Origin of the sequence: Streptomyces sp. NBC_00984 (assembly GCF_045162475.1) — a bacterium.
In the GTDB taxonomy this organism is placed as follows: Bacteria; Actinomycetota; Actinomycetes; order Streptomycetales; family Streptomycetaceae; genus Streptomyces.
Genome location: NZ_CP108734.1, coordinates 1,436,458 through 1,461,093 on the forward strand (window position 1 = coordinate 1,436,458; position 24,636 = coordinate 1,461,093).

Consider the following 24,636-nt stretch of genomic DNA (forward strand, 5'->3'; position numbering starts at 1 on the left):
CCGTCGCACACCCCTGTGGCGCCATGGCCCCACGGGCCTGTGCCCCGGGCTCAGAGCCTGTCGGGTGACCTCTGACCGGCGGCCACGCCCTGGCACGCACGCTTCCCGCGTTGTCGTCGGTCGCCAACGCTCCGCGCTGACTCCCTCCTCCGCCTTGGAATCGCACGCACCAGACCGCGTCCGCCATCCGATCCGAGGTCACCCGACAGGCTCTCAGCGGACCCCGAGCAGGTGGTCCATCGCCAGCTGGTCCAGGGCTTCGAACGCCATCCCCCGTTCCGCCGCCGCGTCCACGTCGAACTCCTCGAACGCCGACCGGTCGGCCAGCAGCCCCGCCACTCCGTCCTCGGCGGTGGGGCGGGCCAGCTCGTCGAGCCGGGACACGCGCAGCGCCTCCCGCACGGCGGGGTCGGCGCGGAACGCGGCGGCGCGCTCCTTGAGGATCAGATAGTTGCGCATGCAGCCCGCTGCCGACGCCCAGACACCGTCGTGATCCTCGGTCCGCGGTGGCTTGAAGTCGAAGTGCCGCGGGCCCGCGTAGCCGGCCGTCTCCAACAGGTCGACGAGCCAGAACGCCTGGCGCAGATCGCCCGCACCGAAACGCAGGTCCTGGTCGTACTTGATGCCCGACTGACCGTTCAGATCGATGTGGAAGAGCTTGCCCGCCCACAGCGCCTGCGCGATGCCGTGCGGGAAGTTCAGCCCGGCCATCTGCTCGTGCCCGGTCTCCGGGTTGACACCGACCAGTTCCGGTCGTTCCAGTCGCTCGATGAAGGCGAGGGCATGGCCGATGGTCGGCAGCAGGATGTCGCCGCGCGGCTCGTTCGGCTTGGGCTCGATGGCGAACCTCAGGTCGTAGCCCTGCTCGGTGACGTAGTCGCCCAGCAGGTCGAAGGCTTCCTTCATGCGGTCGAGGGCGACCCGGATGTCCTTGGCGGCGCCGGACTCGGAGCCCTCGCGGCCACCCCAGGCGACGTAGGTGGTGGCGCCGAGCTCGACGGCGAGGTCGATGTTGCGGAGGGTCTTGCGCAACGCGTAGCGGCGTACGTCACGGTCGTTGGCGGTGAACGCGCCGTCCTTGAACACCGGGTGGGTGAACAGGTTCGTCGTCGCCATGGGGACGACAAGACCGGCCGCGTCCAGCGCCTGCCGGAACCGCTTCACGATCCCTTCGCGCTCGGTGTCCGTCGAGCCGAACGGAATCAGATCGTCGTCGTGGAAGGTCACACCGTACGCGCCCAGCTCCGCGAGCCGCCGCACGGAGTCGGCCGGGTCGATCGGCGCGCGGGTCGCATCGCCGAACGGGTCGCGCCCCTGCCAGCCCACCGTCCAGAGCCCGAAGGTGAACCGGTCGTCGGGGGTGGGCGTGAAGCGTTCCGTCATCGTCTGGCCGCCTTCGGTGCCGTCGGGCCCAGGACCGATCGAGGCACCCGAGCCTTATTTGTTCAGTGTCATGACTAATGATGCACGGGCCGCGTCCGGCACGTAACCCCTCGCCACGGGCCACTGTCGGGCGGGCACCCGGTGACGTAATTTGTTCTGCGCACGATCAAATCCCGCACCGCACGCAGCACAGGAATGAGGGCGCCATGCAGCCGCGTACCGTCGTCATCGGCGTGGACAGTTCCACCCAGTCCACCAAGGCGGCCTTCGTCGACGCCGCGAGCGGCCGGCTGCTCGCCGTCGGCCGCGCACCGCATGTCGTCAGCGGTACGGCGGGGGCCCGCGAGAGCGACCCGGAGGTGTGGTGGCAGGCGCTGCGCGCCGCCGTCACCGCCGGGCTGAAGGAGTCCGGAGCCGCCGCCTCGGCCGTGACCGGCATCGCGATCGCCGGGCAGCAGCACGGACTGGTCGTCCTCGACCGGTCGGGCCGCCCGCTGCGCCCCGCGATGCTGTGGAACGACACCCGCTCCGCCCCGCAGGCCGCCGCGCTCACCGAGGCGCTCGGCGGCCCGGACGCCTGGACCGCGCGGACCGGATCGGTGCCGGTGGCCGCCGTCACCGCGTCGAAATGGCGCTGGCTGCGGGAGAACGAGCCGGACAACGCCGCCGCGACCGCTGCCGTGCGCCTCCCCCACGACTTCCTGACCGAACGGCTCGCGGGCACCGCCACCACAGACCCCGGCGACGCCTCGGGCACCGGCTGGTACTCCACGGCGTCCGGCGCCTACGACCCCGTGCTCCTCGAACTCCTCGGCCTGGACGCCGCGTTGCTGCCCGAGGTGGCCGGGACCGGCGCGACCCGTGTCGGCTCGCTGACCGCCGAGGCGGCCGACGCGCTCGGCCTGCCCGCCACGATCGCCGTGGCCGCCGGCACCGGGGACAACATGAGCGCCGCCGTCGGCCTCGGACTGGGTGGCGCCGGACTCCTCGACCACCCCGTCCTCAGCCTCGGCACCTCGGGCACGGTCTTCGCAGCCTCCCGGACCCGGCCCGCGTCACCGGCGCTCTCCGGTTTCGCCGCGGCGGACGGTACGTATCTCCCGCTGGCGTGCACCCTCAACTGCACGCTCGCCGTGGACAAGGTCGCCGCACTGCTCGGCCTGGACCGCGACGACACGTCCCCCGGCGGCGAGACGGTGCTCCTCCCCTACCTCGACGGCGAACGCACCCCCGATCTGCCCACCGCCTCCGGACTCCTCACCGGTCTCCGGCACGACACCACGCCCCGGCAACTCCTCGGCGCCGCCTACGAGGGCGCCGTCGTCACCGTACTGCGCGCCCTCGACGAACTGCTGCGGGCCTGCGGCCTCGACCCGGCCGCCCCCGAGGTGGCCGCCCGGCCGCTGCGTCTGATCGGCGGCGGTGCGCAGGGGCGGACCTGGGTGGAGACGGTACGACGGCTCTCCGGCCGCCCCGTGATCGTGCCCGGCAGCGGCGAGCCGGTGGCTCTGGGTGCCGCCGCACTGGCCGCGGCTGCGGCCACCGGCGCCGACCCGGTCGCCGTCGCCGTGGACTGGGGCACCGGCGAGGGCGCCCAACTGCCGCCCGTCCAGCGGGACTCGGCCACCTGGGAACGGGTCGGTTCGGTGCTGGAGCGAGCCTCCGGCCCACTGCTCGGCGGTTTCTGACGGTTCCACGGCCATCCCCGGACCGGTTTGGGGAAGCGAAGCGATCTTCACTACTATCCGGCGATGATCATAAGAAAAAGGCTGACGGTCGGGGTGGGCATCCTGCTCGCCACCCTGACCGCCGGGCTCGGTTCGGCGCTCCCCGCCGCCGCCGACGAAGCCCCCGCCAAAGCCTCCCCCAAGGTCGAGCTGGTGCTCGACGTCAGCGGCTCCATGCGGACCCGTGACATCGACGGCCAGTCCCGGATGACAGCCGCCAAGCAGGCGTTCAACGAGGTCCTGGACGCGGTGCCCGAGCAGGTGGAGCTCGGCATCCGGACGCTCGGCGCCGACTACCCGGGCAACGACCGGAAGGTCGGCTGCAAGGACACCAAGCAGCTCTACCCGGTCGGCCCGCTGGACCGCACCGAGGCGAAGACCGCGGTCGCCACCCTGGCCCCCACCGGCTGGACCCCGATCGGCCCGGCCCTGCTGGGCGCCGCCGACGACCTCGAGGGCGGCGACTCCACCCGCCGGATCGTACTGATCAGTGACGGCGAGGACACCTGCGGGCCGCTCGACCCGTGCGAGGTGGCACGTGACATCGCGGCCCGCGGCATCCACCTCGTCATCGACACCCTGGGCCTGGTGCCCAACGCGAAGATCCGTGAACAGCTGACCTGTATCGCCGAGGCCACCGGCGGCACCTACACCGCGGTCCAGCACACCGATGAACTCTCCGGCCGGGTCAAGCAGTTGGTCGACCGGGCCGCCGAGCCCGTGGTCACCCCCGTGGCGACCGAGGGCGCGGACAGCTGCTCCGACGCACCGCAGCTCAAGGCCGGCCTGTACACCGACCGCGAGAAGTTCGGCGAGCACCGCTGGTACCGCGTCGATGTGCCGCCCGGTCAGGAACTGCGCGCCTCGGTCAGCGTCTTCGCCGACCGTGCCGTGAACAACGACTACGGAGTGCTGCTGCGGGCGCTGACCGTGCACGGCCGGGAAATCGTGCGGGGCTCGGAGTCGGGCACCGGCCGTACGGACGCGATCTCCTCCGGCCTGCGTTACCCGAAGGCCGAGGCGGACGACTCGGACAGCGACGACAAGCCGGCCGCCGAGACCGTGTGCCTCCAGGTCGCCAACTCCTTCTCGGCCCCCGCGTCGGTGAAGACCTCGCCCGGCATGCCGGTCGAGCTGACCGTGGACCTGGTGGACAGCCCGGACGACGCCGCCGATGCCGCCGCGTTCGGTCTCGGCCGCGGCTGGTGGCTGCTGGGCGTGCTGGTCCTCACCGGACTGGTCGCGGGACTGCTCTTCGGCTGGATCTCGCGCTGGCGCGTCGCCGTCTGGAGGACCAACTGATGATGCGTACGACACGTGTACTCGCGGGCGCGCTGCTCGCCGGGCTCGCCCTGCTGACGTCGGCGGGCGCCGCGGCGGCCGACGACCCGTCGGCGAGCCCGAGCCCGAGCGCCTCCGGGGACGGGTCCGGCCCCACCGAGGCCGGCACCACCTTCCGTACGGCGACGGCCGTCCAGCAGAACCAGCGCGCCACCGCCGGGGCGTCCACGGGTGACTACCTGTACTGGGTGTTTCCCGCCGACGCGGGTCAGCGGGCCACCGTCAAGGCGAAGATCACCCTGCCGGAGAGCGCCACCCGGCACGGCGCGTCGACCTGGCAGGTCGATGTGTACGACGGGCTGCGGCGCCGGCAGGCCTGCATGTACGGCCGCCAGACCGGCAAGGCCGGGTCCGACGCGTCGACGGTCGAGCTGACCTGTGTGCTGCGGACCGTCCGTGCCTGGTCCGAGCCGTGGGCCGACGACCCGCTGCCGGGCAGCTACTACGTACGCCTCACGGTCGTCGATCTGCCGTCGGCGGACCTCGGCCTCCCGGTACAGACCGAGGTCGAGATCACAGCGGCCGACCAGGGCGGTGCCGGAGATGTGGACGGCACGCTCGCCAAGCCGTTGGTCCCCGGCGTGTCCTCCGTCGAGCAGGCCTCGGACGGCCCGACGGACGCGGGCGACGACACGACACCGAAGGTCTCGCTCGGCAGTGAGCCCGAGGACGGCTGGGCCTCGGGCTGGTGGACCGACCGCTGGCTGTGGACGGTCGGCGGCGGGGTGCTGGGGTCGCTCGCGGCGCTCTTCGGCTACTCCCTCACCCGCGGCGGCGGCCGCCCGTCCCGGATCCCGCCGGGCGTCTGACCACGCACCTCGCGGGACGGGCTCCGACCAGGGGCCCGGCACACCGCAGGACCCCGCCTGCGGACGGGCCCGGGTTCCGGGCCCGTCCGGAGGCGGCGGACAGTTCCTTCTCCGCCACCCTGCCGCCCGCCCCTGCTCCCCGGACGGCATCGCGCGACTACCCTCGACAACTCACGTACCGCAGAAGGCCGATGACATGTTCCACGGCGGGCGGTACCGCTGAAGTCAGGTCGCCGCGCACCGAATCGGGTGCGCCACAAGGGAGCGGAGACTTTCATGTCCACGGAGACCGGCCAGGCCGTCGATGCCGAGCCGCGGAGCCACAGGATCGTGCCGGGACCGAAGGGGCTGCCGTTCCTCGGGAGCCTGCCGCAGTTCGGGAAGAACCCTCTCGCCTTCTTCGAGCGGCTGCGCTCCCACGGGGACATGGTGGGCTGGCGATTCGGCCCCAACTCCTGTGTGTACATAGCCGATCCGGACTGCATAGGCGAGCTGCTCACCGAGACGGAACGCTCCTTCGACCAGCCGGCCCTGGGTATCGCCTTCCGGACCGTGATGGGCAACGGCGTGGTCGTCGCCCGCGGCACGGACTGGCGACGGAAGCGGTCACTGGTGCAGCCCTCCGTACGGCCCAAGCAGGTGCGGTCGTACGCGGCGACGATGGCGAGCAGCACGGTGGAGCTCGCGGACACCTGGTCGGGTGGTGAACGCATCGACGTCAAGAGGGAGATGGCGGCACTGACGCAGCGGATCGCCGTGCGCACCATCTTCGGCGTCGACACGGCGGCCGACGCGGAGGCTATGGGCCGGGCGATGGATGTGGCGCAGCAGGAGATCGGCAAGGAGTTCGCCGGTATCGGCGCGCTGTTGCCGGACTGGGTGCCGACTCCCGGCCGGGCCAGGATCAAGAAGGCCGCGGCGGTCATCGACGCCGAGGTGGGCCGGGTCGTCGCCCGTCATCGCGACGGCGGGGACGAGCGCCCCGACCTGCTGAGCCGGCTGTTGACCGCGGTGGACGAGACGGGCGCACACCTCACCGACCAGGAGATACGCGACGAGACGGTCACGCTGTACATCGGCGGGCACGAGACGACCAGTTCCACGCTGGTGTGGGCCTGGTATCTGCTGTCCCGCAATCCGCGGGTGCGTGCCGCGCTCACCGAGGAGCTGGACCGGGTGCTCGGTGACCGGGAGCCGGAGTTCGACGACTACGCGCGGCTGACGTACACCCAGTCCGTGGTCAAGGAGACCCTGCGCCTCTACCCGACGATCTGGCTGGTCACCGGTGTCGCGAAGGAGGGTGCGCGGATCGGCGGTGTGCCGATGCCGGAGGGCACCCGGGTGTGGACCAGCCAGTGGGTGACACAACGCGACGCGCGGTGGTTTCCCGAGCCGGAGGAGTTCCGCCCCGAGCGCTGGGATCCGGAGACGGGCGACGACATCGCGGAGTACGCCTGGTTCCCGTTCGGCGGCGGCCCCCGGGTCTGCCTGGGCACCCGGTTCGCCATGGTGGAGGCGGTCCTGATCCTGGCCGTGCTGGCGCGCCGATTCGAGCTGGACGTGGACCCGGGCGTCATCGGTCCGGTGCCGTCGCTGACGCTGCAGCCGGACCGGGAAGTGATGGCGACGATCCGGACACGGTGAGGCACACGGGGCGGGGTGCCGCGCGGTGGGGGCGCCGGTCCCCCCTGGGTCGGGCCCGCGGTCGCGCGAGGCGGGACGGCGCGTCCGGAACCGGGGGACTTTCCCGGGTCCGGACGCGCAACCCGTCCCGGGACCGGACACATGGCCCGTCCCGACACCGGATATGCCGAACCGATATGTCCGATCTGTCGCGGAGATCGGGGCAGGCGGTTCACACTGTCCATGTCGGTCCCACCGGCCGACGGGCCGCCCGGCCGTCTCCGCAGGCTGTCGATCCAACGGGAGAAACACCATGCGTCTCCGCTCCGCTCTCGCCTCCGCGCTCTCCGTCACGGCCACCCTGACACTGACCGGCACCGCGGCGTCGGCAACGACCGGCACCGCGTCCACCGACACCGCGAGCCGCCTCGGAACCTGCCAGGAGAAGGACCTCGACGTGCACGCCGCACCCGGCGGACAGCGGAACGTCGCCCGTATCAGCGTCACCAACAACGGCGACCGGGCCTGTGTGGTGGACCGGGTCCCCACGATCACCTTCAGGGGCCTCGACGGCTCCGCCGAGGCCGTCCCGCCCGCCGGGAGCGGACCCTACGCACTGGCCGGCGGCGAGCGGGCGTACGCCGCCGTGCGCACCGCGGACCCGGCGGCCACCGAAGGCCACGTCGTCGGCAGCCTGTCCGTGGCGGCGGACCCCTCCCATCTGGGCGTCGCCTTCCGCGCGGCCACCGTGGGCATGCCCGAGGGAGTCCACGTATGGGTGCCGGTGACCACCCTGTGGCAGGAATCGCGCGCCGCGGCGGACAGCGCGCTGACGGACGCGCTGGGCTGACGAGCGGGCCCTGCGGACCGGGCGGGTCCTACAGGCCGTAGGACGTGCCGCCGACGGTCCGCCGCGGGTCGGGGGCCGTCGTCGCGCACAGCGGGCCGCCGTCGAAACCGGCGTTGACCAGGGCGGTGGCACGGCCGGCGGAGTCCACCAGCTTCAGGGCGTGCCACCGCGGCAGCCAGAACACCCGTCCGCGGTGCTCCGTGAGCAGTTCCGTGAGGGCTGCCGGAGCATGCGTCCACACCTTCGGCAGGTCCTCGGCGTGGTCGAAGGCGGGGCGCAGCCCGACCCAGCCGTCGGCGCCGACGTCACCGGAGGTGAGCAGGAGTTCCACGGCCTGGCCGGGCTGCTGGTGGCACTTCTTGGCATGGATCCAGTGGACGTGGTGACCGGGGCCGTGGCTGGTGCAGCCGTCATTCTGGATGAGGTGGGGGAGCATGGTTCTCCGCCTTCCCGAGATCATGGACCCCAGGTGCTCTGCCCCGATGGTCCGCTGTTCCCCATACGCCGCGCATGAGGCCGGTCGTCACCCGGAGCACCCGCAGCGGAGCGGGGTGCCGTCCAGTTAGCCGGGGCTGTGCACTGGAACTCATGACCTGCGAGAACTGTATCCCACGAGCGACGGTGCCCGACGGGTGGTCAGTTCTCAGCCGTGCAGCAGGACCGGGAAGGCCGCCATGTCGTTCTGCGTCATCACCGGCAGCCTGCGGACCTGTTCGTCCGCGACGGCCGCCCGCAGCCCGGGGAAGCGCGCGAACAGGGCGGGCAGGGCGATCCCGGCCTCGACCCGGGAGAGCGCCGCCCCGGGGCAGATGTGGGGGCCGTGACCGAAGGTCATGTGGCGGATCGGGGTCGGCCGGGTGATGTCGAAGTCGTCGGCGTCCGTCCCGTGGTGCTCGATGTCACGGCCGATGGCGCGATAGGAGATCACCACTCCTTCGCCCTTCGCGATCACGTCGTCGCCGATCCGGATGTCCTCCGTGGCGAACCGCATCAGCAGATGGGTGGTGGGGGTGTCCCAGCGCAGGGTCTCCTCGATCACCGTCTCCCACGGGATCTCGCCGTCGAGCACCCTGCGCAGTTGGTCGGGGTGGGTGAGCAGGGCGCGTACGGCGTTCAGGATCAGCCCGATGGTGGTCTCGTGACCGGCGGCCACCATCGCCTTGAGATTGCCCACCACCTCTTCCTCGGTGAGCGGTTCGCCGCCCTCCTCGGCGAGGATGAGCGCGCTGGTGAGGTCGTCGGCCGGACGCGCGGTCCTCTCGCGTACGAGAGCGGCGTAGAAGATGTCCAACTCGGCCAGCAGCGCCAGGCGTTCCTCCTGCGGGGTGAGCATGGAGAAGAACGCCTTGTACCGCCGCATCAGCATGGGGTGCTCGGCCTCGTCCACGCCCATCAACATGCCGACGACCCGCATCGGCAGCGGCTGGGCGAACACGGACTTGAGGTCGACCACACCGTTCTCGCTCTTCTCGCCCTGCTCGGCGAGGGCATCGAGCAGTTCCTCGGTGAACTTCTCGATGTCCGGGCGTATCTCCTCCAGCCGGCGCGGCGTGAGTGCCTGGGAGGTCTTGGTGCGCAGCCGCCGGTGCTCGGCACCGTCCACCGTGAACATGGAACGCCCGGCGTCGATCATGCCGATCAGCGGCCACTCGTGCGTGACCTCCCCGCGCTGCCAGAGCCCCCAGGCGTCGAGGTCCTTCACCAGGCGGGGATCGAGGAGCAGTTGACGGGCCAGGGCATGCCGGGTGACGGTCAGGGCCGGAACGCCGAGGAGCTCGATCCTGGCGAGCGGACCGGCGTCACGCAGTCGCGCCGTCTCACCGTCCAGGTCCTGGACCAGCGGATCGATGACGACGGGCCCGCCGCTCGAAGCGGCCTCCCGGGCGGCGGCCTGCGGGCAGTTCAAGACAAGTCTCCTGTCGGGCGTACGGGGGCGAATCGGACGGGCAACGCGGTCATCCCCCGCAGGAAGGCGGACTGGCGCCGGACCAACTCAGGCGCGGGTACGGACAGTTCCAGGTCGGGAAGCCGGTCGAGCAGCACCTCGATCCCGGTGCGGGCGATGATTTCGGCGATCTCCTGCGCGGGGAAGGGGCAGCGGTATTCGCCGTGGCTGAACGCCAGGTGCGCGCTGTTGCCGCGCCGGCCCGACGGTCCTCCCGGTGCGGAGAGATGCTGCCGGATGTGCGGATCGGCGTTGGCGGCGCCCAGGCCCAGCAGCAGCATGTCCCCGGCTCGGATGTTCCGGCCTCCCAGCCGGGTGTCGCGGGCCGCCCAGCGACCGGCGAGGATCTGCGTGGGGCCCTCCTCCCAGAGCACCTCGTTCATGGCTTCGGCGACGCTGTGCCGGCCGCCGGAGAGCGCGACGGCGAACTGGTCGTCGGTGAGCATCAGCCGGAGCGAGTTGCCGATCCAGTCGGCCGTGGTGAGGTGCCCGGCGGCCGTGATGGCCATCAGGTCGAGCACGTACTCCTCGTCGGTGAACTCACCGGGGTACGCCAGCATGCGCGAGGCCACGTCGTTCCCGGGCGCGGCCCGCCGTGCCGCCAGCAGCCGCTGCATGTGTTCGCCGAACCGCAGATGGGCCTCCTGCGCGCCCGGTCCACCGTCGGCCAGATCCCTGAGCACCTCCGCAATCCGCGGCCCGTCCGCATCGGGGAATCCGACCAGACGGGCGAGGACGAGCACCGGCAGCGGCACGGCGAAGTCCGCGATCAGGTCCGCCGTACCGCGGTCGCAGAACCCGTCTACGAGACGGTCGGCCAACTCCTCGCAGGCTGAACGGAGTTCGAAGTGCTCGACCTCCTCCAGCGCGTGCCCGACCATCGCGGCGTGACGCCGGTGCTCGGCCCCGGCGGTGAAGTAGATGGAGGGCATCGGGCGGCCGACCATCGGCAGCAGCGGCCAGTCCTCGGGGATGTTCCCCCACTGGTTCCACAGCCCGACGTCCCTGGGGAACAACTCGCCGTCGCTGGTGACCTGGTGGAGTTCGCGGTAGCCGATGACGAGCCAGGCCGGAATCCCGCCGGGCAGTTCGACGGGTACAACAGGTCCGTGTTCGCTCCGCATGGCGCGGTAGACGACGTGGGGTTCGGTGTGGAACCCGGGCCCGCTGAGCGGCACGGCGGACGTACCGCCACCTGCCGGGCAGCCTCCGGCGGCGGGCGGCGGGGACATGGACTTGCGCTCGGGCACCGCGGATGCGGGCGTCGTCATCGTACGGAATCTCCTGTGACGAAGGCTTCGCTCGTTGCGGTGGTCGGATGATCAACGCGGCTTCACTATAAGGAAATTCAGTGAGCCTTTCGGCACTATTCACGACCAATCTCGCCACTCTTCCGATCTGAAGAGCCCGTTTTCTGAGCATGGCTGATCAAAAGGGCGGGATGCGCCACGCCCCGGTCGCGCAATCCCGCCATGGCGCGGGCGTGCGACACATCGGTGCGGGCAGGCATGGAGCAGCCACCGGAGCGTTGACATGCACCGGTCGCACGGTGAATTCTGATGCGCGAATCTCCCGCATTCCAAGCATGTCTGCGCAGGCATCACCCATTTCACTGTTCGGTACGAACGGAGAACACTCCTTGCGGATCCTTCGGAACAGTCCCAGCCGGACGGCGGTCGGCACGCTGTCGGTGATCGTCCTCGCACTCACCGCCCTGACCGCCCCCGCACCGCAGGCGCACGCCGCGGCCACGCCCTCGGGCACCCTGGACAGCACCACGAAGAACGTGACATGGCAGAGCCCGGTCTACGCCAAGGGGACCGTCGACTCTCCCGCCAAGTGCGGCACGGCCGCCGAGGACCCCGACAACGCGGTCTGCGCCCGGTTCGACCTGACCGTCGACCCGCCCGCGGGTCAGTGGGACGACAACCCCGAGGGCGGCGTCCCCGTCTCCATCCAATGGGAGACGCCCACGGACGACTTCGACATGTACATCTACGACTCGGCCAATAAGCAGGTGGCTTCCAGCGCGGGCACCGCCGACCCCGAGTCCACGGTCATCCCGAAGGCCTCCGGGACCTACCACGTGGTCGTCGTCCCCTACGACGTGCACAACAGCTCCTTCAGCGGAAAGGCCTACCTCCCCGAGGCCACCGAAGCCGGGAACCTCACCGGTTTCAGCGGCTCGCACGGCAGGTACGAGATCGAGGCCGGTGCGCTCAAGGCCCGCGCCGAGTTCTTCACCGACGACACCCTGCGGCTGCAGGCATCCCCGGACGGCGTACTCGCCGACCCGAAGGACAGCCACATGATCCGGCGGCAGCCCACCGCCCAGCCGCACACCAAGTCCTTCGACGCAGGCACCTATTACGGCGTCCGCTCCAAGGGCGTGGTGATGCGCGTCTACAAGAAGCCACTGCGCTTCGGCCTCTACAAGGCCGACAACCGCACGGCCATCTGGCAGGAGGCCGATCCGCTGCGCTGGACCGGCGGCGGCATGCGACAGAGCCTGAAGCGCGGCACCGACGAACAGTTCTTCGGCGGGGGCGAGCAGAACGGCAGCTTCTCGCACCGCGACCAGGTGATGAACGTCGGCAACAGCACCAACTGGAACGAGGGCGGCTACAACAACTCCCAGCCGTTCTACATCTCCACGGCCGGCTACGGCGTCTTCCGCAACACCATGACGCCCGGCATCTACGACTTCGACTCGCCGGTACGGACCGGTCAGCAGGAACGACGCCTGGACGCCTACTACTTCACCGGTGACACCAAGTCGGTCATCGGCAAGTACACCTCCCTGGTGGGCAAGCCGTTCATGCCACCGGTGTACGGTCTGGAGCCCGGCTCCGCCGACTGCTACCTCCACAACGCCAACCGGGGCGAGCGCCACACCCTAGACGCGCTGAAGGTCTCCGACAGCTACGTCGACAACGGGATGCCGCTCGGCTGGATGCTCGTCAACGACGGCTACGGCTGCGGATACGAGAACCTTCCCCAGACGGGTACGGGTCTCAACAAGAACCATGCCCAGCTCGGCCTCTGGACACAGGACGGCCTGCCCGACGAGGCCGAGGAGTCCAAGGCCGGTGTACGCGTCCGCAAGCTGGACGTCGCCTGGGTCGGCGGCGGCTACGGCTTCGCGCTGGACGCCTGCGACCAGGCCAAGGCCGGCATCGAGAACAACAGCGACGCCCGCGGCTTCGTCTGGCTGCCCGTCTCCTGGGCCGGTGCGCAGCGCTGCGGTGTGCTGTGGAGCGGTGACCAGAGCCTGTCCTGGGACTTCATCCGCTGGCAGATCCCGACGTATGCCGGCGCGACGATGTCCGGCATCGCGTACAACACGGGTGACGTCGGCAGCATCTACCGTCACGACCCCAAGATGTACACCCGTGACCTGCAGTGGAAGGCGTTCCTCCCGGCCATCATGACCATGGACGGCTGGGCCAGTGACATCACCACCAAGCAGCCGCACGACCAGCAGCCGTGGCTGGACGGCGAGCCGTACACCTCCATCAACCGCAAGTACCTGCAGCTGAAGGAGCGGCTGCTGCCGTACATGTACACCCTGTCGAAGGAGGCCACGAGGACCGGCGTCGGCGCGGTCCGGCCGCTCTCGCTGGAGTACCCCGACGACCCGGCGACACTCGGCCCGGACGCGAAGTACGAGTTCCTGGCCGGACCCGACTTCCTGGTCGCGCCCGTGTACAGCGACACGGACGTCCGCAACGGCATCTACCTGCCGAAGGGCACCTGGACCGACTACTGGACGGGCAGGACCTACCAGGGCCCGACCACGGTCAACGGGTACAAGGCGCCGCTCGACACCCTGCCGCTCTTCGTCAAGGGCGGGTCGATCGTGCCGATGTGGCCCAAGGGCACCCTGTCCTGGGAGTCCCGGGACAGGACCCGGCTCGGCTACGACATCCACCCGCAGGGCACCACGGACTACACGCTCTACGAGGACGACGGCGTGACGAGGAAGTTCGCGGAGGGGGCCTCGGCCACCCAGCACGTAGAGGTCCAGGCGCCCACCCACGGCAGGAAGGGCAGCACCACCGTCAGGATCGGTGCGAGCGTGGGACGTTACGAGGGCAAGGTGTCCGCCCGCTCGTACGACCTCACCGTGCACGGCGGGAGCGCCCCGTCACAGGTGGTCATGGACCACAGCCGTCTGCACCGGCTGAACTCGGCGGCGGAGCTCGCCGCGGCCGGCTCCGGCTGGTTCACCGACCCGGCGACCGGGGTCACGGAGATCAGGACACCGTCCGTCTCCACCGGGCGCGGCTTCACCGTCGAACTGCGGAAGTAGGCAGCGAGCGCAGCCCAAGCATGCGCAACGGCACATGGCCGGGGGCCGTCTCCGGACGGCCCCCGGTCCGTGCGCCCGGCACGCTACGGCTTGCGCGCGACCGCACCGTAGATCGGCACCGGCTGCGTCTCCACCGGAAGATCGCCGAGGCTGAGTTCCGGATGCCAGTCGACGACCTGGACGAGGCCCGGCTCCACCACTTCCAGCCCGTCGAAGAACCGGCTGACGCCGCGGCGCGACCTCGGTACGAGCGTCACACCGCCCGCCGCGTACGAGGCCACGCCCTTCTCCACACTCTCGGGGTCGAAGTCGCCGGTGAGCTGCGACAGCACGAGGAAACTCCCGGCGGGAAGCCGCTCCACCAGCCGTTCCACCAGGGCGTACGCCCCCTCGCTCCTCCCCGCCCCCTCGCCGTCGCCGTCGCCGACGCCGTCGCCGACGCCGACGAAGTGCAGCAGGGCGATGAGGGAGAGCGCGACGGGCCGGTCGAAGTCGACCACGTCCGCGGCGAGTTCGAGGATCCTCTCCGGCTCCCGCACATCGGCGTCCAGATACGCCGTCACCCCTTCCACGCTCCCGCTCAACAGCGCTTCGGCGTGGGCCAGGACGATGGGGTCGTTGTCCACGTACACGACCCGTGCGTCGGGAGCCGCGCTCTGGACGATCTGGTGCAGGTTGGGCTCGGTGGGTATACCGGAGCCGATGTCGAGGAACTGGCGTATCCCCGCCTCGCCGGCGAGCCAGCGCATCGCACGGTGCATGAACCACCGGTTGTGGCGCGCGATGCGCTTCGTGTCCGGGGAGAGCCCGGCGATCTGTTTGCCGAGCTCCTCGTCGACGGGATAGTTGTCCTTCCCGCCGAGGAACCAGTCGTACACCCGCGCGGGATGCGGCCTCGTGGTGTCGATGCGGTCCGCGCCGGATCCGTACCCTGTCATATGGCACTCCCCCTGGTACTGATCAGCTTCCTGCCTCAGCATCTTGCAGCAATCGCCCGTCCGGCCGCGCGGACATGCGCAGACCGACCGTCGCAGACCGACATCCGTGGCCCGGCAGCCGCAGTCCGGCAGCCGGCGACGGACATCAGGCTCCGGACATCAGGCACCGGACATCAGGATCCGGGCCGCGTCACTCCTTGACGCCAATGCCCCCGAAGGCGTCGACGTCCGCGGACACGGTCGCGCTGTCGGCGTCGGGCCGCCACTCGCTGAGCCGGACGAAGCCGGGGTCCAGGATCCGCAGCCCGTCGAAGAGCGTGACGATCTCGTCGGGCTCGCGCACGTAGTACGGCACCGCGCCACTCTCGATGTATGCCTTCTCCGCGGCGATCATGCCCTCGCTGGTACGCGTACCGTCGTACACCACGAGGCAGCTGCCGGAGGGCAGCCCCGCCATCAGCCGGCCCACCACCTCACGGGCCTTCGAGAAGTCGCCCGCGTGACCGAGTATGCCGAGCAGCATCAGGGCCACGGGCCGTTCGAAGTCGAGCGTCTTCGCCGCCTCGGCAAGGATGGCGTCCGGCTCGTAGAGGTCGGCGTCGATGTAGTCGGTGACTCCCTCGGGGGAACTGGTCAGCAGCGCACGCGCATGCGTCAGCACGAGCGGATCGTTGTCCACGTACACGATGCGCGACTCGGGCGCGAGGTCCTGGGCCACCTGATGGGTGTTGTCCGCGGTGGGCAGGCCGGTCCCGATGTCCAGGAACTGCCGGACACCGTGGTCCTCCACCAGGTGGCCCACCGAACGCCGCAGGAACTGCCGCCCCGCCACCGCCACGTCGACGAGCCCCGGGAAGAACGTCTTGATCTGGTCACCGATCTCACGGTCGACCTCGTAGTTGTCCTTGCCGCCCACGAAGTAGTTCCAGAAGCGGGCGGAATGAGGCCTCGTGGTGTCGATCCGGTCCGATACCCGCTCGGCGTACGGGGTGGCGGACGACTGCTGCTCGCTCATGGAGACCTCCGAACGCGAAAGTGATCAAACTATGGCCTTAACCTACCTGGGCGTCACGAGAGTTATGGCCGCATACGTCACAGAGCATGTCCCGCCCGGTCGGCCCAGGGTTGTTTCCGGGTTGTCCCCCCACTCGAGTCGGGGTTTATCGGGTCGCTCGGACGACGCCGACTCCGTAGGTTCTGAGGTGGAATCGAAGCATCGTTCCCCAACCCACCTTCCGGAGGTTCGCCGGTGACCGCCCCAACGCGTCGACGGACGCGCGCCTTTCGCCCTCTCCTCACGGCCTTCGTGCGGTTCGTCGTGTGCGGTGGCGGAGTCGGGCTGGCATCGAGCGCGGCGGTCGTGCTGCTCGGCGAGCGGATACCGATGGCCATCGCGAACGCACTGGTCACCGTCGTCTCCACGGTCCTCGCCACCGAGCTGCACCGGCGGATCTCCTTCCGGAGCGAGCGCAGGGGGTGGGGGGTGCATCTGCAGTCCGGAGTGACGGTCGCCGTAAGCTACGCGTTCACCACGGGGGCGCTGCTCTGCCTGTTCGCCGTGCGGTCCGATCCCTCGCCCCTGGTCGCGCAGGCGGTCTATCTTTCGGCATCCGCCCTCGCGGGGATCGGACGGTTCGCGTTGTTGCGGGTCGTCGTCTTCGGCGACCGGACCCGAGTCGCCGCGCACGAGGACACGCTGAACAAGTCCACGGTGGCGATGGCTGTGTGACGCCCCCTTGATGGCCGTGCGGCAGGCGTACTGGTTGACTGTCGTGACCGGTCGCGTGGGGCGGCACGGAGCCCGCGGGCGGGCCGGGGCGGACGAGGGGCGTGCGGATGAGGTACGGGCGGGCCGGGTGGGTGCGGGTGCCGGTGGGGGACGACGCGGCGCGGTGGGCGACCCGGGGCACCTGCCTGCGCGTGCTGGTCGTCGTGCACAACGTGACCGCCGCGACCCGGCTGCTCGATGTGCTGCCACTGTTCGACGACGATCTGCGGGTCCAGCTGCTGGTGACCTGTACGGGCTCCTCGGCGTTCGCGGCCGGCACCGCCGAATTGCTGGCCGACACGGGCATCCCGGTGCTGCCGTGGGAGCAGGCGGCCGAGACGCGGGTGGACCTGGTGATCTCCGCCAGCTTCGGCGGTCAACTGGACCTGTTTTCCGGAAAGTTGGCCGTCCTCTCGCATGGTGTTGGATACACTAAGAGGCTGGCAACACCGGACACCGGACACCGGACACCGGACACCGGATCAGGGGCGGGTGCGGTGCCCGCGCCCGTGTTCGGGCTCGCGCCTGCGTGGCTGCTCTCGCCCCAGGGCACTCCCGTCGCGGACGCGCTCGTGCTGTCCCATCCCGAGCAGTACGAACGGTTGCGCGTCGCCTGCCCCGAGGCGGCGCCGACCGCGGTGCTCGCCGGGGACCCCTGCTACGACCGGATCCTCGCGGCACGGCCCTACCGCGAACGCTTCCGCCGTGCGCTGGGGGTCCGGCCGGGACAGCGGCTCGTCCTGCTCAACTCGACCTGGAGCACCGAGTCGCTCTTCGGTGACGGCGGGAAGGCCCCGGACGGCGGCGATGTCGTCGCCGCCCTGCTGGACCGGGTCGCCGACGAATTCCCCGTGGACGAATACCGGTTCGCGGCCGTACTGCACCCCAACATCTGGCACGGGCACGGCCCCGGTCAGATCCGCGCCTGGCTCGATCGCGCACGGCGCGGCGGGATGGCGCTGATCGATCCGCTGCGGGGATGGCGGCAGGCCCTGCTGGCCGCAGATGCCGTGATCGGGGACCACGGATCCGTCACCTTCTACGCCGCCGCCCTCGGCACCCCCGTGCTCCTGGGAGCCGTGCCGCTCGACGCCCTCGACCCCGACGCGCCGATCTCCGCGTTCATGCGGGAGGCACCGCGGCTCGACCCCGACGCGTCCCTGGCGGCACAGATCGAGGAACTCATCGGCCGTCACCGGCCGTTGCCGGGGCCCGCCGAGTTCACCACCTCCGTGCCGGGCGAGTCCGCGGTCCGGCTCCGGCAGCTCTTCTACTCGATGATGGGTGCGCCGGAGCCCGGCCGGCCCGCATCGCTGGAGCCGCTCCCGCTGCCCGGTCACGAGGCCGCGGCGGCCACTGTCCCGTTGCGGGTCCTGTCGCGGGTGCTCGGGCCGGGAGAGGTCGCGATCAGCCGCTGGGCGGGGTCGCGGCCGGAGGCCGGATCGGATCCCGACGGCGAACTGCACATCGCCGTGCACGAGGACACCCGTGATGTGGACCAGTTGGATCTGGCCGATGTCATCTTCCGGGAGGGCGCACCCGACGATCCGCGCTTCGGCTCCCCTTCGGTCTGGACCGCCGAGGTGCTCCGCCGCCACCGGGGATGTTCCCTGGCGGCCTATGTGACCGGCTCGTCCGCGTGCGTGGTCCGGGTACGTGGCGAGGCGCCGCTCCGCCTGGTGGCGGTGCCCGTCACCGATGCGGAAGCCCCGTCCACTGCGGAGGACATGTCCGCCGCGGAGGACATGTCCGCCGCGGAAGACGTGTCCGCCGCGGACCCCGCCGCGTACGCCTCTGCCTTGCACGCCTGGCTGACCACCGGCGGTCACGATCCGGCCACGGCCGGCCGGCGGCTCGCCCGGACGGTGGCCGGCGGACTCACCGTGCGGACGGGTGCCCGGCTCCACCACGTACGGGTCATTCCTCTGGCACCTCCGGAAACAAAGGGGTGAGTGGGCCGGGAACGGGGGTTCACCCGGTGACGCAGGCCTCCCGCATACGCCGGAGATACCGCAGTTGGTACTCCGCGCTCTGCCCGTCGAGTGTCGTGATCGCCGCCTCGATCAGCGGCAGCGCCGCTTCCGCGTTCTCCTCGTCCAGCCGGCTCTCGGCGAGGTCCGCGAGCGTCCGCGCCGTGTTGTACGTATCGCCGCTCGACCGGAAGTACCGCAGGGCGGTCTCCAGCTTCTCCCGGGCCTCCTCCCGCGGCCCGGAACCGCGCAGCGCCCGTCCGCGATGGCGCTCCAGCAGGGCCCGCGCACGCGGCAGGTCGGCGGTCCCCTCGTCCTGATCGCCCATGGTGTCCAGGATGCCGCCCGCCTCGTCGAAGCACTCGTACGCCTCCGGGTACCGCCACTGGCGCAGTCTCAGCAGCCCGAGGAACTCGACGGCCGAGGCATGGCCCCGCTTGTGGCCGGCCGCCTCCTCGGCCCGTGCCGCTGCCCTCGCCTCCGTCTCCGCCTCGTCCCAGCGCTTCAGCTCGGTGAGGGTATGGGCGAGTTGCGCGTGCAGCGCTCCGGCGTCGGGGCTCGTGGGGCGATGGGTGTCGACCAGACGCGCACCGATGCGGAGCGCCGGCAGCAGCATCTCGTGGTGACCCGCCTTGAGCTGCAGCGGCCACAGGGCGCGGCACAGTCGTACGGCGGTGTCCGGGTCGCCGGACTCCTCGGCACAGCGCACCGCCTCGACCAGGTTGCCCGACTCCGCGAGCAGCGCGTCGAGGGCGGCGCCCCGGTCCTCGTACCTCCGCCCGACGCGTTCCTCGGCGGGCGCGGGGACACGCCAGCTCTCCGGGAGCGCCTGGTGGGCGGCCGATGCCGCCAGATCGGTGTAGGCGCTCAGGGTGCGGGCGAGAGCCGCCGAGCACGCCGCGATTCCGTCCTCCCGGATCGCGGCCGCCTCGGCGTGTGCGCGGACCCCGTGGCGGTAGCGGTAGCGTCCGTTGCCGCTCCCGCCGCGCTCCAGGAGCATCCGGTCGGCGAGGTCCTCCAGGGACTCCACCACGGCCTCAGGGTCCTGGCCGGTGGTCCGTGCGGCAGCGGCGGCGTCGAAGACGGGCCAGGCGCGCAGCGCCATCAGCCGGTACAGCCTGGCGGATTCCGGCGCCAGGAGCCGGTAGTTGTCCTCGGCGGCCCCGCGTACCGGGTCGCCGTCCGCCTCGGCACGGCGTGGCGGAGGCGTGGGTGCGGAGAGCTGGTACGCCGCGGCGCGCAGGGCGTACGGTGACCCGCCGCAGCGCCGGAGCAGCGAGGGCAGCGTGGCACGGGCGGCGGCGACCGTGGACTTGTCGGTGATGTCGGTGAGCAGCCGCACCGCGTCCCGGTCCGAGAGCGGACCCACGGGCACACGCACCGCGTCGATGCCGGGGAAGGGGGCACGGGCGACCAGGATGGTGAACACCCCGGGCGCCGGGGTGAGGAACGGCCGCACCTGCGGGGCGGAGTACGCGTGGTCGAGCACGACCAGGAGTCTGCGGTCCGCCACCCGGTCCCGGAAGAACTCGCCGAGCTCATCGGTCCCGGTCGGCATCTCCTCGTCCGGCACCCGCAGTTGACGCAGCAGCGCCCGCAGTACGGTTCCGGCGTCGCGCGCGCCACCGGCGCCTCCGCCGCCGAGGTCGGCGTAGATCTGCCCGTCCGGGAAGAGGCGGGTCGGCTGTGCTCCGAAGTGCACGGCGAGCGTGCTGGAACCCATTCCGTCCGGACCGTGCACCAGTGCGAGCCGGGGCCGTCCGTCCGGGCGGCGGGACGCCTCTCGCCGGAGTCGCCTCATCGCCTCCTTGCGATCCGTGAAGAACCTTATGGAGGCGGGGAGGTCGGACCGCGCGGCTGGGGCCGGGGCAGGGGTGCGGCGCACCCGTGCCGCGAACACGGCCCAGTGTGCGGCGAGTTGCGGATCGGCGCGGATCCGGTCGTGGACCATGCGGGCCACGTCGTCCCGTTCGTCCGGAGCCACGGGGGCGGGGACCTCACGGCCGACGATTCTCCGTACGACACCGCCGGTGGACTCCCAGGCCCATTTGCCGGCCTCGTTGGCCATCCCCGAGCCGACCGCACCGAGTACCGCCGAAATCGCCGCCACCGAAGTGGGATCCAGCATGTCGCGCACTCCTCGTTCCCGGTGTTCCGCGCGGTGCGCCCTCCCCGGCACCGTCGCTGCCACCGTGCGGATCAACGTTAGCGTCAGACGGGTCGATGTCCTCCGGACATCGCGATGGTGATCAACCGGGCCGGCGCGGACCGGCCGTTCACCTGTCCTGAAATGGACCATTCATCGATGTCCGGGCGGATTCGGTGCGTCGGCGCCGCTGTCCTGTCGCCGAGGCCGTCGAACGGGCGTCGAGAGTGTTCACCGGCCGCCACGTGGTGTTGGATATCCTGGCGGTTGTTCCAGGTCATCACGGCGAGCCCCGTCGGCCGTCGGCGCGCGGGCCGGGGGCCCGTCGAGGGGAGAGACTGTGCAGGGAGCAGCCGCTCGCCGGGGTTCGGCCAAGAAGGCCGAGCAGGCTTGGCAGCAGGCGATGGCCCTGTTGCAGCAGGGCGACGAAGCGGCTGCCGCCGAACGGTTCTCGCTCGCCACCGCGCACGATCCGCTGGCCGCCGACGCCTGGCTGGGGCTGCACGCGACCGGGCAGCGTCAGAAGGAGGCGCTGGACGGCATGGTCCGCTCCGCCGGATCGTTCGGCGCCTTGCGTTCGAAGTTCGGAATGCCGCTCCGCTCCCGGTTCCAGCTCGGCCACTACGTCACCTTCCGGCTCGAAAGCACCCGTGACCTCTGGGTGGCGGCCATGACCTCACTGCTGGACGCCGGGAAGCTCGACGAGGCCTGGGCGGGTCTGTCCACGGCACAACTGGACTGCGACGAGACCCGGTTCGTCTGTACGCGGTACGCCTTCCTCAAGGAGGACTGGTCCCTGGTCCTGCGATTCGCCCCGGGGATCCGTGACGCGTTCCTGCACGACGAGGCGCAGTTGTACGTGGGTGCGGCGCTGTTCGCGCAGGGTGTCTGTCACGAGGCGCTGAACGTGCTGGCGGAGTTGCCGAAGAAGCTGGAGTCCGGAAACCGTTTCGACGCGGAGGTCAAGTACTTCATGGGCCGCTCCCTGGAGTCGCTGGGCCGTTCGGAGGAAGCACTGAAGCGGTACCAGTACGCATTCCGGTGTGCGCCGGGCCTCTTCGACGTGGATGTACGGGCCCAGGCGCGTTCCGCGGCTCCGACGGCTTCGTCCGTGGCCGGGACACCTTCCACGCCCTCCCCCGCCCCTTCCGCCCCGTCGCCTGCGGGGACCCCGGAGGTCCGCACGGCCGCGCCCGCCTCCGCACCCACGGCCCCCGAGGCCGCTTCCGGTCCTCAGGAGGGCGACGGGAACGGGCTGTCGCGGGAGGAGATGGCCCGCCTGCTCACGGAGGCCCAGGAAGCGCTGGACGGCATGATCGGTCTGGAGCCGGTGAAGCGGCAGGTCCTCACCCTGATCGCTCAGCTGCGCATGGCGGCGTTCCGGGAGGAACAGGGGCTGCCCAGCGGCGCCCGGCCCCGGCACTTCGTCTTCGCGGGACCGCCCGGCACCGGGAAGACCACCGTCGCCCGCATCATCGGCAAGGTCTTCGCCGGTCTGGGGCTGCTGCGTTCCGGCCATGTCATCGAGGCCCAGCGCGTCGACCTCGTCGGGCAGCACCTCGGATCCACCGCCATCAAGACCAGCAAGGTCATCGACTCCGCCCTGAACGGTGTGCTGTTCATCGACGAGGCGTACGCCCTGTCCAACAGCGGGTACAGCGGTGGCGACGCGTTCGGCGACGAGGCGCTCCAGGTGCTCCTGAAGCGGGCCGAGGACGACCGGGACCGGCTCGTGGTCGTCCTCGCCGGATATCGCGAGGAAATGACCGGTCTGCTCGCCGCCAACCCGGGTCTGGTGTCCCGGTTCAACACCCGCGTCGACTTCCCCTCGTACTCCGCGCCGGAGCTGCTCCTGATCGCCCGGTCCGTCCTGTCCGGCCAGGGCGACGAACCCGACGAGGAAGCCGCAGCCGCACTCGGCGACTTCTTCGCCGCGGCCGTGGACGAGGGCATGGCCGACACGCTGGGCAATGCCCGCTTCGCCCGGGAACTCTGCCAGAAGGCCGCCGCGCAACGGGATCTGCGGCTGTACGCCGAGCACGCGGGCGGCACGACGCCCACCAGGGAGGAGATCGTCACCGTGCTCGCCCAGGACGTGAGGTCGGCCCACCAGGAGCTCATGGAGTCTCACGGGAACCCGGCGTAGGGATCAGGGTGCCTTGAACAGCCCCGGGAAGCGGAGGGCGAGCCAGGGTTTGCGGCCCCGGGCGAACACCTTGCCCCGGGCGATGGCGCCGTAGGGGTCGGTGCGGCCGAGCGCCATCAGGAAGAAGGTGACCGGCTCGATGAGGATGGTGCAGTCCGGGCGGGCCGGCGGTCGAGCAGTGACGGTTGCGGCGCCGTCGGTGAACGTGACACCGAATCGGGCGCCGCCCCACAGGCGGATCGAGTACCCGGCGGTGAGCCGGGCGGTGGCCGCGGCATCGGTGACCCTGGGCATGGCCGTCATCAGGAACGGCAGGGAGAGTGCGACGCGTTCGCGGTCGATCATGTGACGGCGCCCCAGCGCACGGGCGAGGTCGTAGCCGTGGCCGAGCATGTGCGTCAGCAGGTACGAGCCCAGCACCGCCCGGCTCATCGGCCCCAGCGGGGTGAGCACGCTCCCGGCCGCGGTGCTGTCCATGGCCGTAAGGTAGGCGTCCGCGTGCGCCACGATCATCCCGGCGAGCGGCTCGGCGGCCCTCTCCTCGAACCCGGCGAGCGCACGCTCGTTGGCAGCGGCCAGACTCTGCGGCGTGCCGTCCCCGTAGCCGCGTTCCTGCCCCGTCGCGAGGTCGGCCATCAGCTCGTTGGCCTGCGCCAGATGCGCTGCGGCCTCCCCCACCGTCCACTCCGAGCCGGGTACCGGAACGCTTGTGTCGGCAACCCCGCGCAACAGCGCTGCGATTTCCTCGGCGGTGGTCCGTACGGCGTCGCCGAGCCCTTCGGGCAGCGCGTCGAGTGCATCGCGTCCGGTCACCGATTCCATGTTTCTCCCCGCCTCGGCCGAGCCTGCTCGCCTGCTTGCCGGCCTGTTGCCTGCCCGGCTGTTGCCCGCCTGCCTGATGTGAACAGGCCGCCCGCGGTACACAAGACCAGTCGGCGGGGCCTGCGGCAAGAGCCGGCGCCCATTCGTTTCAGCTGCGGCCAGACTGGCGGCAGCCGGTATCTGCCCACGGGTAACTCCCCTTGCTTCGATGGGCGGCACCACTCTCCACCACCTCCCGTACCAGGAGAACCTGTGCCGAATCCCACGACCCGTCGTATCTCCGGCGCAACACTGGCCGCCGCGCTCGCCGCCGCGACGCTGGCCGCCAACGCTCCGCAGGCAATCGGCGGCGGAGACTCCGTCGCTGCGCGTCCTCATGCACAACAGGACGCCTGCGGCAGCGACAGCCGGTCCAACAAGGGTTTCGCCTATACCGAACTGAACGTCCGCGGCGCGCGGGGCCATGTGGTGGGGACCCACACGGAGTCGACCGACTCCGGATGCAAGGCGGGCGAAGCCGTCGCGAAGCGCAACCTCCCGTTCAAGCAGATCGATGCCTTCCTCGACGCCAAGTACATTCCGGCTTCCGAACAGGTCATCGTGGCGGGGGACTTCAACGTCGATTCGCACTCCTCCGAGTACGCGTCGATGCCCGCCGACGCCGGACCGACCGCGGCCGACGCCCGCACCGGGCATGCCAAGCCTGCCGGGTGGACGAACGAGGTGGTCAAGGAGCAGAGCGCACCCTGGACCGTGACCAGTTGGGGCACGAGCTACACCTACCCGGACCTCTCCGACCACTACCCGTTGGTCGCGTCGGCGCGGTAGCTCTCCGAGCCGAACGGGAACCCGGCCG

General features: G+C 70.9%; 18 protein-coding genes, 1 pseudogene and 1 riboswitch. Of the genes and pseudogenes, 10 read left to right on the forward strand and 9 right to left on the reverse strand.

Annotated elements, in window-relative coordinates; translation table 11 throughout:
* Window positions 1–213: 213 nt before the first annotated feature.
* The gene (gene xylA, locus OG520_RS06125) at window positions 214–1,383 is read right to left on the reverse strand and encodes a xylose isomerase (protein ID WP_399329754.1); all 1,170 of its coding nucleotides are present in this window, start codon (window positions 1,381–1,383) and stop codon (window positions 214–216) included.
* Between the two features lie 206 nt (window positions 1,384–1,589).
* Between xylA and xylB the strand changes: the two genes are divergently transcribed.
* The 5 genes from xylB (at window position 1,590) to OG520_RS06150 (ending at window position 7,733) form a co-directional block, all read left to right on the forward strand.
* Window positions 1,590–3,071, forward strand: a complete 1,482-nt coding sequence (xylB, locus tag OG520_RS06130) for a xylulokinase (RefSeq protein WP_406012460.1) — start codon at window positions 1,590–1,592, stop codon at window positions 3,069–3,071.
* A 63-nt stretch (window positions 3,072–3,134) separates the two neighbouring features.
* Window positions 3,135–4,412 (forward strand): VWA domain-containing protein, encoded by a 1,278-nt coding sequence (locus OG520_RS06135; protein WP_399329756.1) that lies wholly within the window; start codon window positions 3,135–3,137, stop codon window positions 4,410–4,412.
* A gap of 2 nt (window positions 4,413–4,414) precedes the next feature.
* Complete coding sequence (locus OG520_RS06140) at window positions 4,415–5,260, forward strand: hypothetical protein (protein ID WP_406012461.1); 846 nt, start codon at window positions 4,415–4,417, stop codon at window positions 5,258–5,260.
* Window positions 5,261–5,536: 276 nt separating this feature from the next.
* Window positions 5,537–6,904 (forward strand): cytochrome P450, encoded by a 1,368-nt coding sequence (locus OG520_RS06145; protein ID WP_399329757.1) that lies wholly within the window; start codon window positions 5,537–5,539, stop codon window positions 6,902–6,904.
* 292 nt (window positions 6,905–7,196) lie between these two features.
* Window positions 7,197–7,733 carry a DUF4232 domain-containing protein gene (locus tag OG520_RS06150; RefSeq protein ID WP_399329758.1) on the forward strand — a complete coding sequence of 179 codons (537 nt, stop codon included), beginning with the start codon at window positions 7,197–7,199 and terminating at the stop codon, window positions 7,731–7,733.
* A 28-nt stretch (window positions 7,734–7,761) separates the two neighbouring features.
* Here the strand turns inward: OG520_RS06150 and OG520_RS06155 are convergent, their stop codons facing one another.
* The 3 genes from OG520_RS06155 to OG520_RS06165 form a co-directional block, all read right to left on the reverse strand.
* Entirely contained in the window at window positions 7,762–8,169 is a 408-nt protein-coding gene (locus tag OG520_RS06155) for a hypothetical protein (RefSeq protein WP_406012462.1), read from the reverse strand.
* Window positions 8,170–8,217: 48 nt separating this feature from the next.
* Window positions 8,218–8,327: riboswitch (SAM riboswitch) on the reverse strand.
* Window positions 8,328–8,376: 49 nt separating this feature from the next.
* Window positions 8,377–9,639 carry a cytochrome P450 gene (locus tag OG520_RS06160; protein WP_406012463.1) on the reverse strand — a complete coding sequence of 421 codons (1,263 nt, stop codon included), beginning with the start codon at window positions 9,637–9,639 and terminating at the stop codon, window positions 8,377–8,379.
* On the reverse strand, window positions 9,636–10,949 hold the full coding sequence (locus OG520_RS06165; protein ID WP_406012464.1) for a cytochrome P450: 1,314 nt from the start codon (window positions 10,947–10,949) through the stop codon (window positions 9,636–9,638). Before OG520_RS06165 ends, OG520_RS06160 begins: the two co-directional genes overlap by 4 nt.
* A gap of 368 nt (window positions 10,950–11,317) precedes the next feature.
* Between OG520_RS06165 and OG520_RS06170 the strand changes: the two genes are divergently transcribed.
* Window positions 11,318–13,990, forward strand: a complete 2,673-nt coding sequence (locus OG520_RS06170) for a TIM-barrel domain-containing protein (RefSeq protein ID WP_406012465.1) — start codon at window positions 11,318–11,320, stop codon at window positions 13,988–13,990.
* Between the two features lie 83 nt (window positions 13,991–14,073).
* On the opposite strand, the gene OG520_RS06175 is transcribed toward OG520_RS06170, so the two are convergent.
* Together OG520_RS06175 and OG520_RS06180 are read right to left on the reverse strand one after the other, a co-directional pair.
* Window positions 14,074–14,928 (reverse strand): SAM-dependent methyltransferase, encoded by an 855-nt coding sequence (locus OG520_RS06175; protein ID WP_406012466.1) that lies wholly within the window; start codon window positions 14,926–14,928, stop codon window positions 14,074–14,076.
* 190 nt (window positions 14,929–15,118) lie between these two features.
* Complete coding sequence (locus OG520_RS06180; RefSeq protein ID WP_406012467.1) at window positions 15,119–15,943, reverse strand: SAM-dependent methyltransferase; 825 nt, start codon at window positions 15,941–15,943, stop codon at window positions 15,119–15,121.
* Between the two features lie 291 nt (window positions 15,944–16,234).
* Here OG520_RS06180 and OG520_RS06185 point away from each other — a divergent pair, with 291 nt between their 5' ends.
* A complete protein-coding gene (locus tag OG520_RS06185) occupies window positions 16,235–16,657 on the forward strand; it encodes a GtrA family protein (RefSeq protein ID WP_406012468.1) in 423 nt (140 codons plus the stop codon).
* A 107-nt stretch (window positions 16,658–16,764) separates the two neighbouring features.
* The gene (locus tag OG520_RS06190; protein ID WP_406012469.1) at window positions 16,765–18,648 is read left to right on the forward strand and encodes a hypothetical protein; all 1,884 of its coding nucleotides are present in this window, start codon (window positions 16,765–16,767) and stop codon (window positions 18,646–18,648) included.
* Window positions 18,649–18,667: 19 nt separating this feature from the next.
* On the opposite strand, the gene OG520_RS06195 is transcribed toward OG520_RS06190, so the two are convergent.
* Both OG520_RS06195 and OG520_RS06200 read right to left on the reverse strand, forming a co-directional pair.
* Window positions 18,668–20,794 carry a tetratricopeptide repeat protein gene (locus OG520_RS06195; protein WP_406012470.1) on the reverse strand — a complete coding sequence of 709 codons (2,127 nt, stop codon included), beginning with the start codon at window positions 20,792–20,794 and terminating at the stop codon, window positions 18,668–18,670.
* 83 nt (window positions 20,795–20,877) lie between these two features.
* Window positions 20,878–21,093, reverse strand: coding sequence for a hypothetical protein (locus tag OG520_RS06200; protein WP_399329768.1), 216 nt, complete (start codon window positions 21,091–21,093; stop codon window positions 20,878–20,880).
* A gap of 59 nt (window positions 21,094–21,152) precedes the next feature.
* On the opposite strand from OG520_RS06200, the gene OG520_RS06205 reads away from it, so the two are divergent.
* Complete coding sequence (locus tag OG520_RS06205) at window positions 21,153–22,958, forward strand: AAA family ATPase (protein WP_406012471.1); 1,806 nt, start codon at window positions 21,153–21,155, stop codon at window positions 22,956–22,958.
* A gap of 3 nt (window positions 22,959–22,961) precedes the next feature.
* On the opposite strand, the gene OG520_RS06210 is transcribed toward OG520_RS06205, so the two are convergent.
* Complete coding sequence (locus tag OG520_RS06210) at window positions 22,962–23,780, reverse strand: maleylpyruvate isomerase family mycothiol-dependent enzyme (RefSeq protein WP_406012472.1); 819 nt, start codon at window positions 23,778–23,780, stop codon at window positions 22,962–22,964.
* Window positions 23,781–24,164: 384 nt separating this feature from the next.
* Here OG520_RS06210 and OG520_RS06215 point away from each other — a divergent pair.
* A pseudogene (locus tag OG520_RS06215) lies at window positions 24,165–24,608 on the forward strand (endonuclease/exonuclease/phosphatase family protein); the annotation flags it as partial.
* Window positions 24,609–24,636 lie beyond the last annotated feature (28 nt).

Bases quoted from the DNA above. Each gene is read 5' to 3' on its own strand.
- OG520_RS06200 (WP_399329768.1), bottom strand. From the start codon at position 21,093: ATGACCTGGAACAACCGCCAGGATATCCAACACCACGTGGCGGCCGGT.
- OG520_RS06135 (WP_399329756.1), top strand. From the start codon at position 3,135: ATGATCATAAGAAAAAGGCTGACGGTCGGGGTGGGCATCCTGCTCGCC.
- OG520_RS06165 (WP_406012464.1), bottom strand. From the start codon at position 10,949: ATGACGACGCCCGCATCCGCGGTGCCCGAGCGCAAGTCCATGTCCCCG.
- OG520_RS06175 (WP_406012466.1), bottom strand. From the start codon at position 14,928: ATGACAGGGTACGGATCCGGCGCGGACCGCATCGACACCACGAGGCCG.
- xylA (WP_399329754.1), bottom strand. From the start codon at position 1,383: ATGACGGAACGCTTCACGCCCACCCCCGACGACCGGTTCACCTTCGGG.
- OG520_RS06150 (WP_399329758.1), top strand. From the start codon at position 7,197: ATGCGTCTCCGCTCCGCTCTCGCCTCCGCGCTCTCCGTCACGGCCACC.
- OG520_RS06140 (WP_406012461.1), top strand. From the start codon at position 4,415: ATGCGTACGACACGTGTACTCGCGGGCGCGCTGCTCGCCGGGCTCGCC.
- OG520_RS06145 (WP_399329757.1), top strand. From the start codon at position 5,537: ATGTCCACGGAGACCGGCCAGGCCGTCGATGCCGAGCCGCGGAGCCAC.
- OG520_RS06210 (WP_406012472.1), bottom strand. From the start codon at position 23,780: ATGGAATCGGTGACCGGACGCGATGCACTCGACGCGCTGCCCGAAGGG.
- OG520_RS06195 (WP_406012470.1), bottom strand. From the start codon at position 20,794: ATGCTGGATCCCACTTCGGTGGCGGCGATTTCGGCGGTACTCGGTGCG.
- xylB (WP_406012460.1), top strand. From the start codon at position 1,590: ATGCAGCCGCGTACCGTCGTCATCGGCGTGGACAGTTCCACCCAGTCC.
- OG520_RS06190 (WP_406012469.1), top strand. From the start codon at position 16,765: ATGAGGTACGGGCGGGCCGGGTGGGTGCGGGTGCCGGTGGGGGACGAC.
- OG520_RS06180 (WP_406012467.1), bottom strand. From the start codon at position 15,943: ATGAGCGAGCAGCAGTCGTCCGCCACCCCGTACGCCGAGCGGGTATCG.
- OG520_RS06155 (WP_406012462.1), bottom strand. From the start codon at position 8,169: ATGCTCCCCCACCTCATCCAGAATGACGGCTGCACCAGCCACGGCCCC.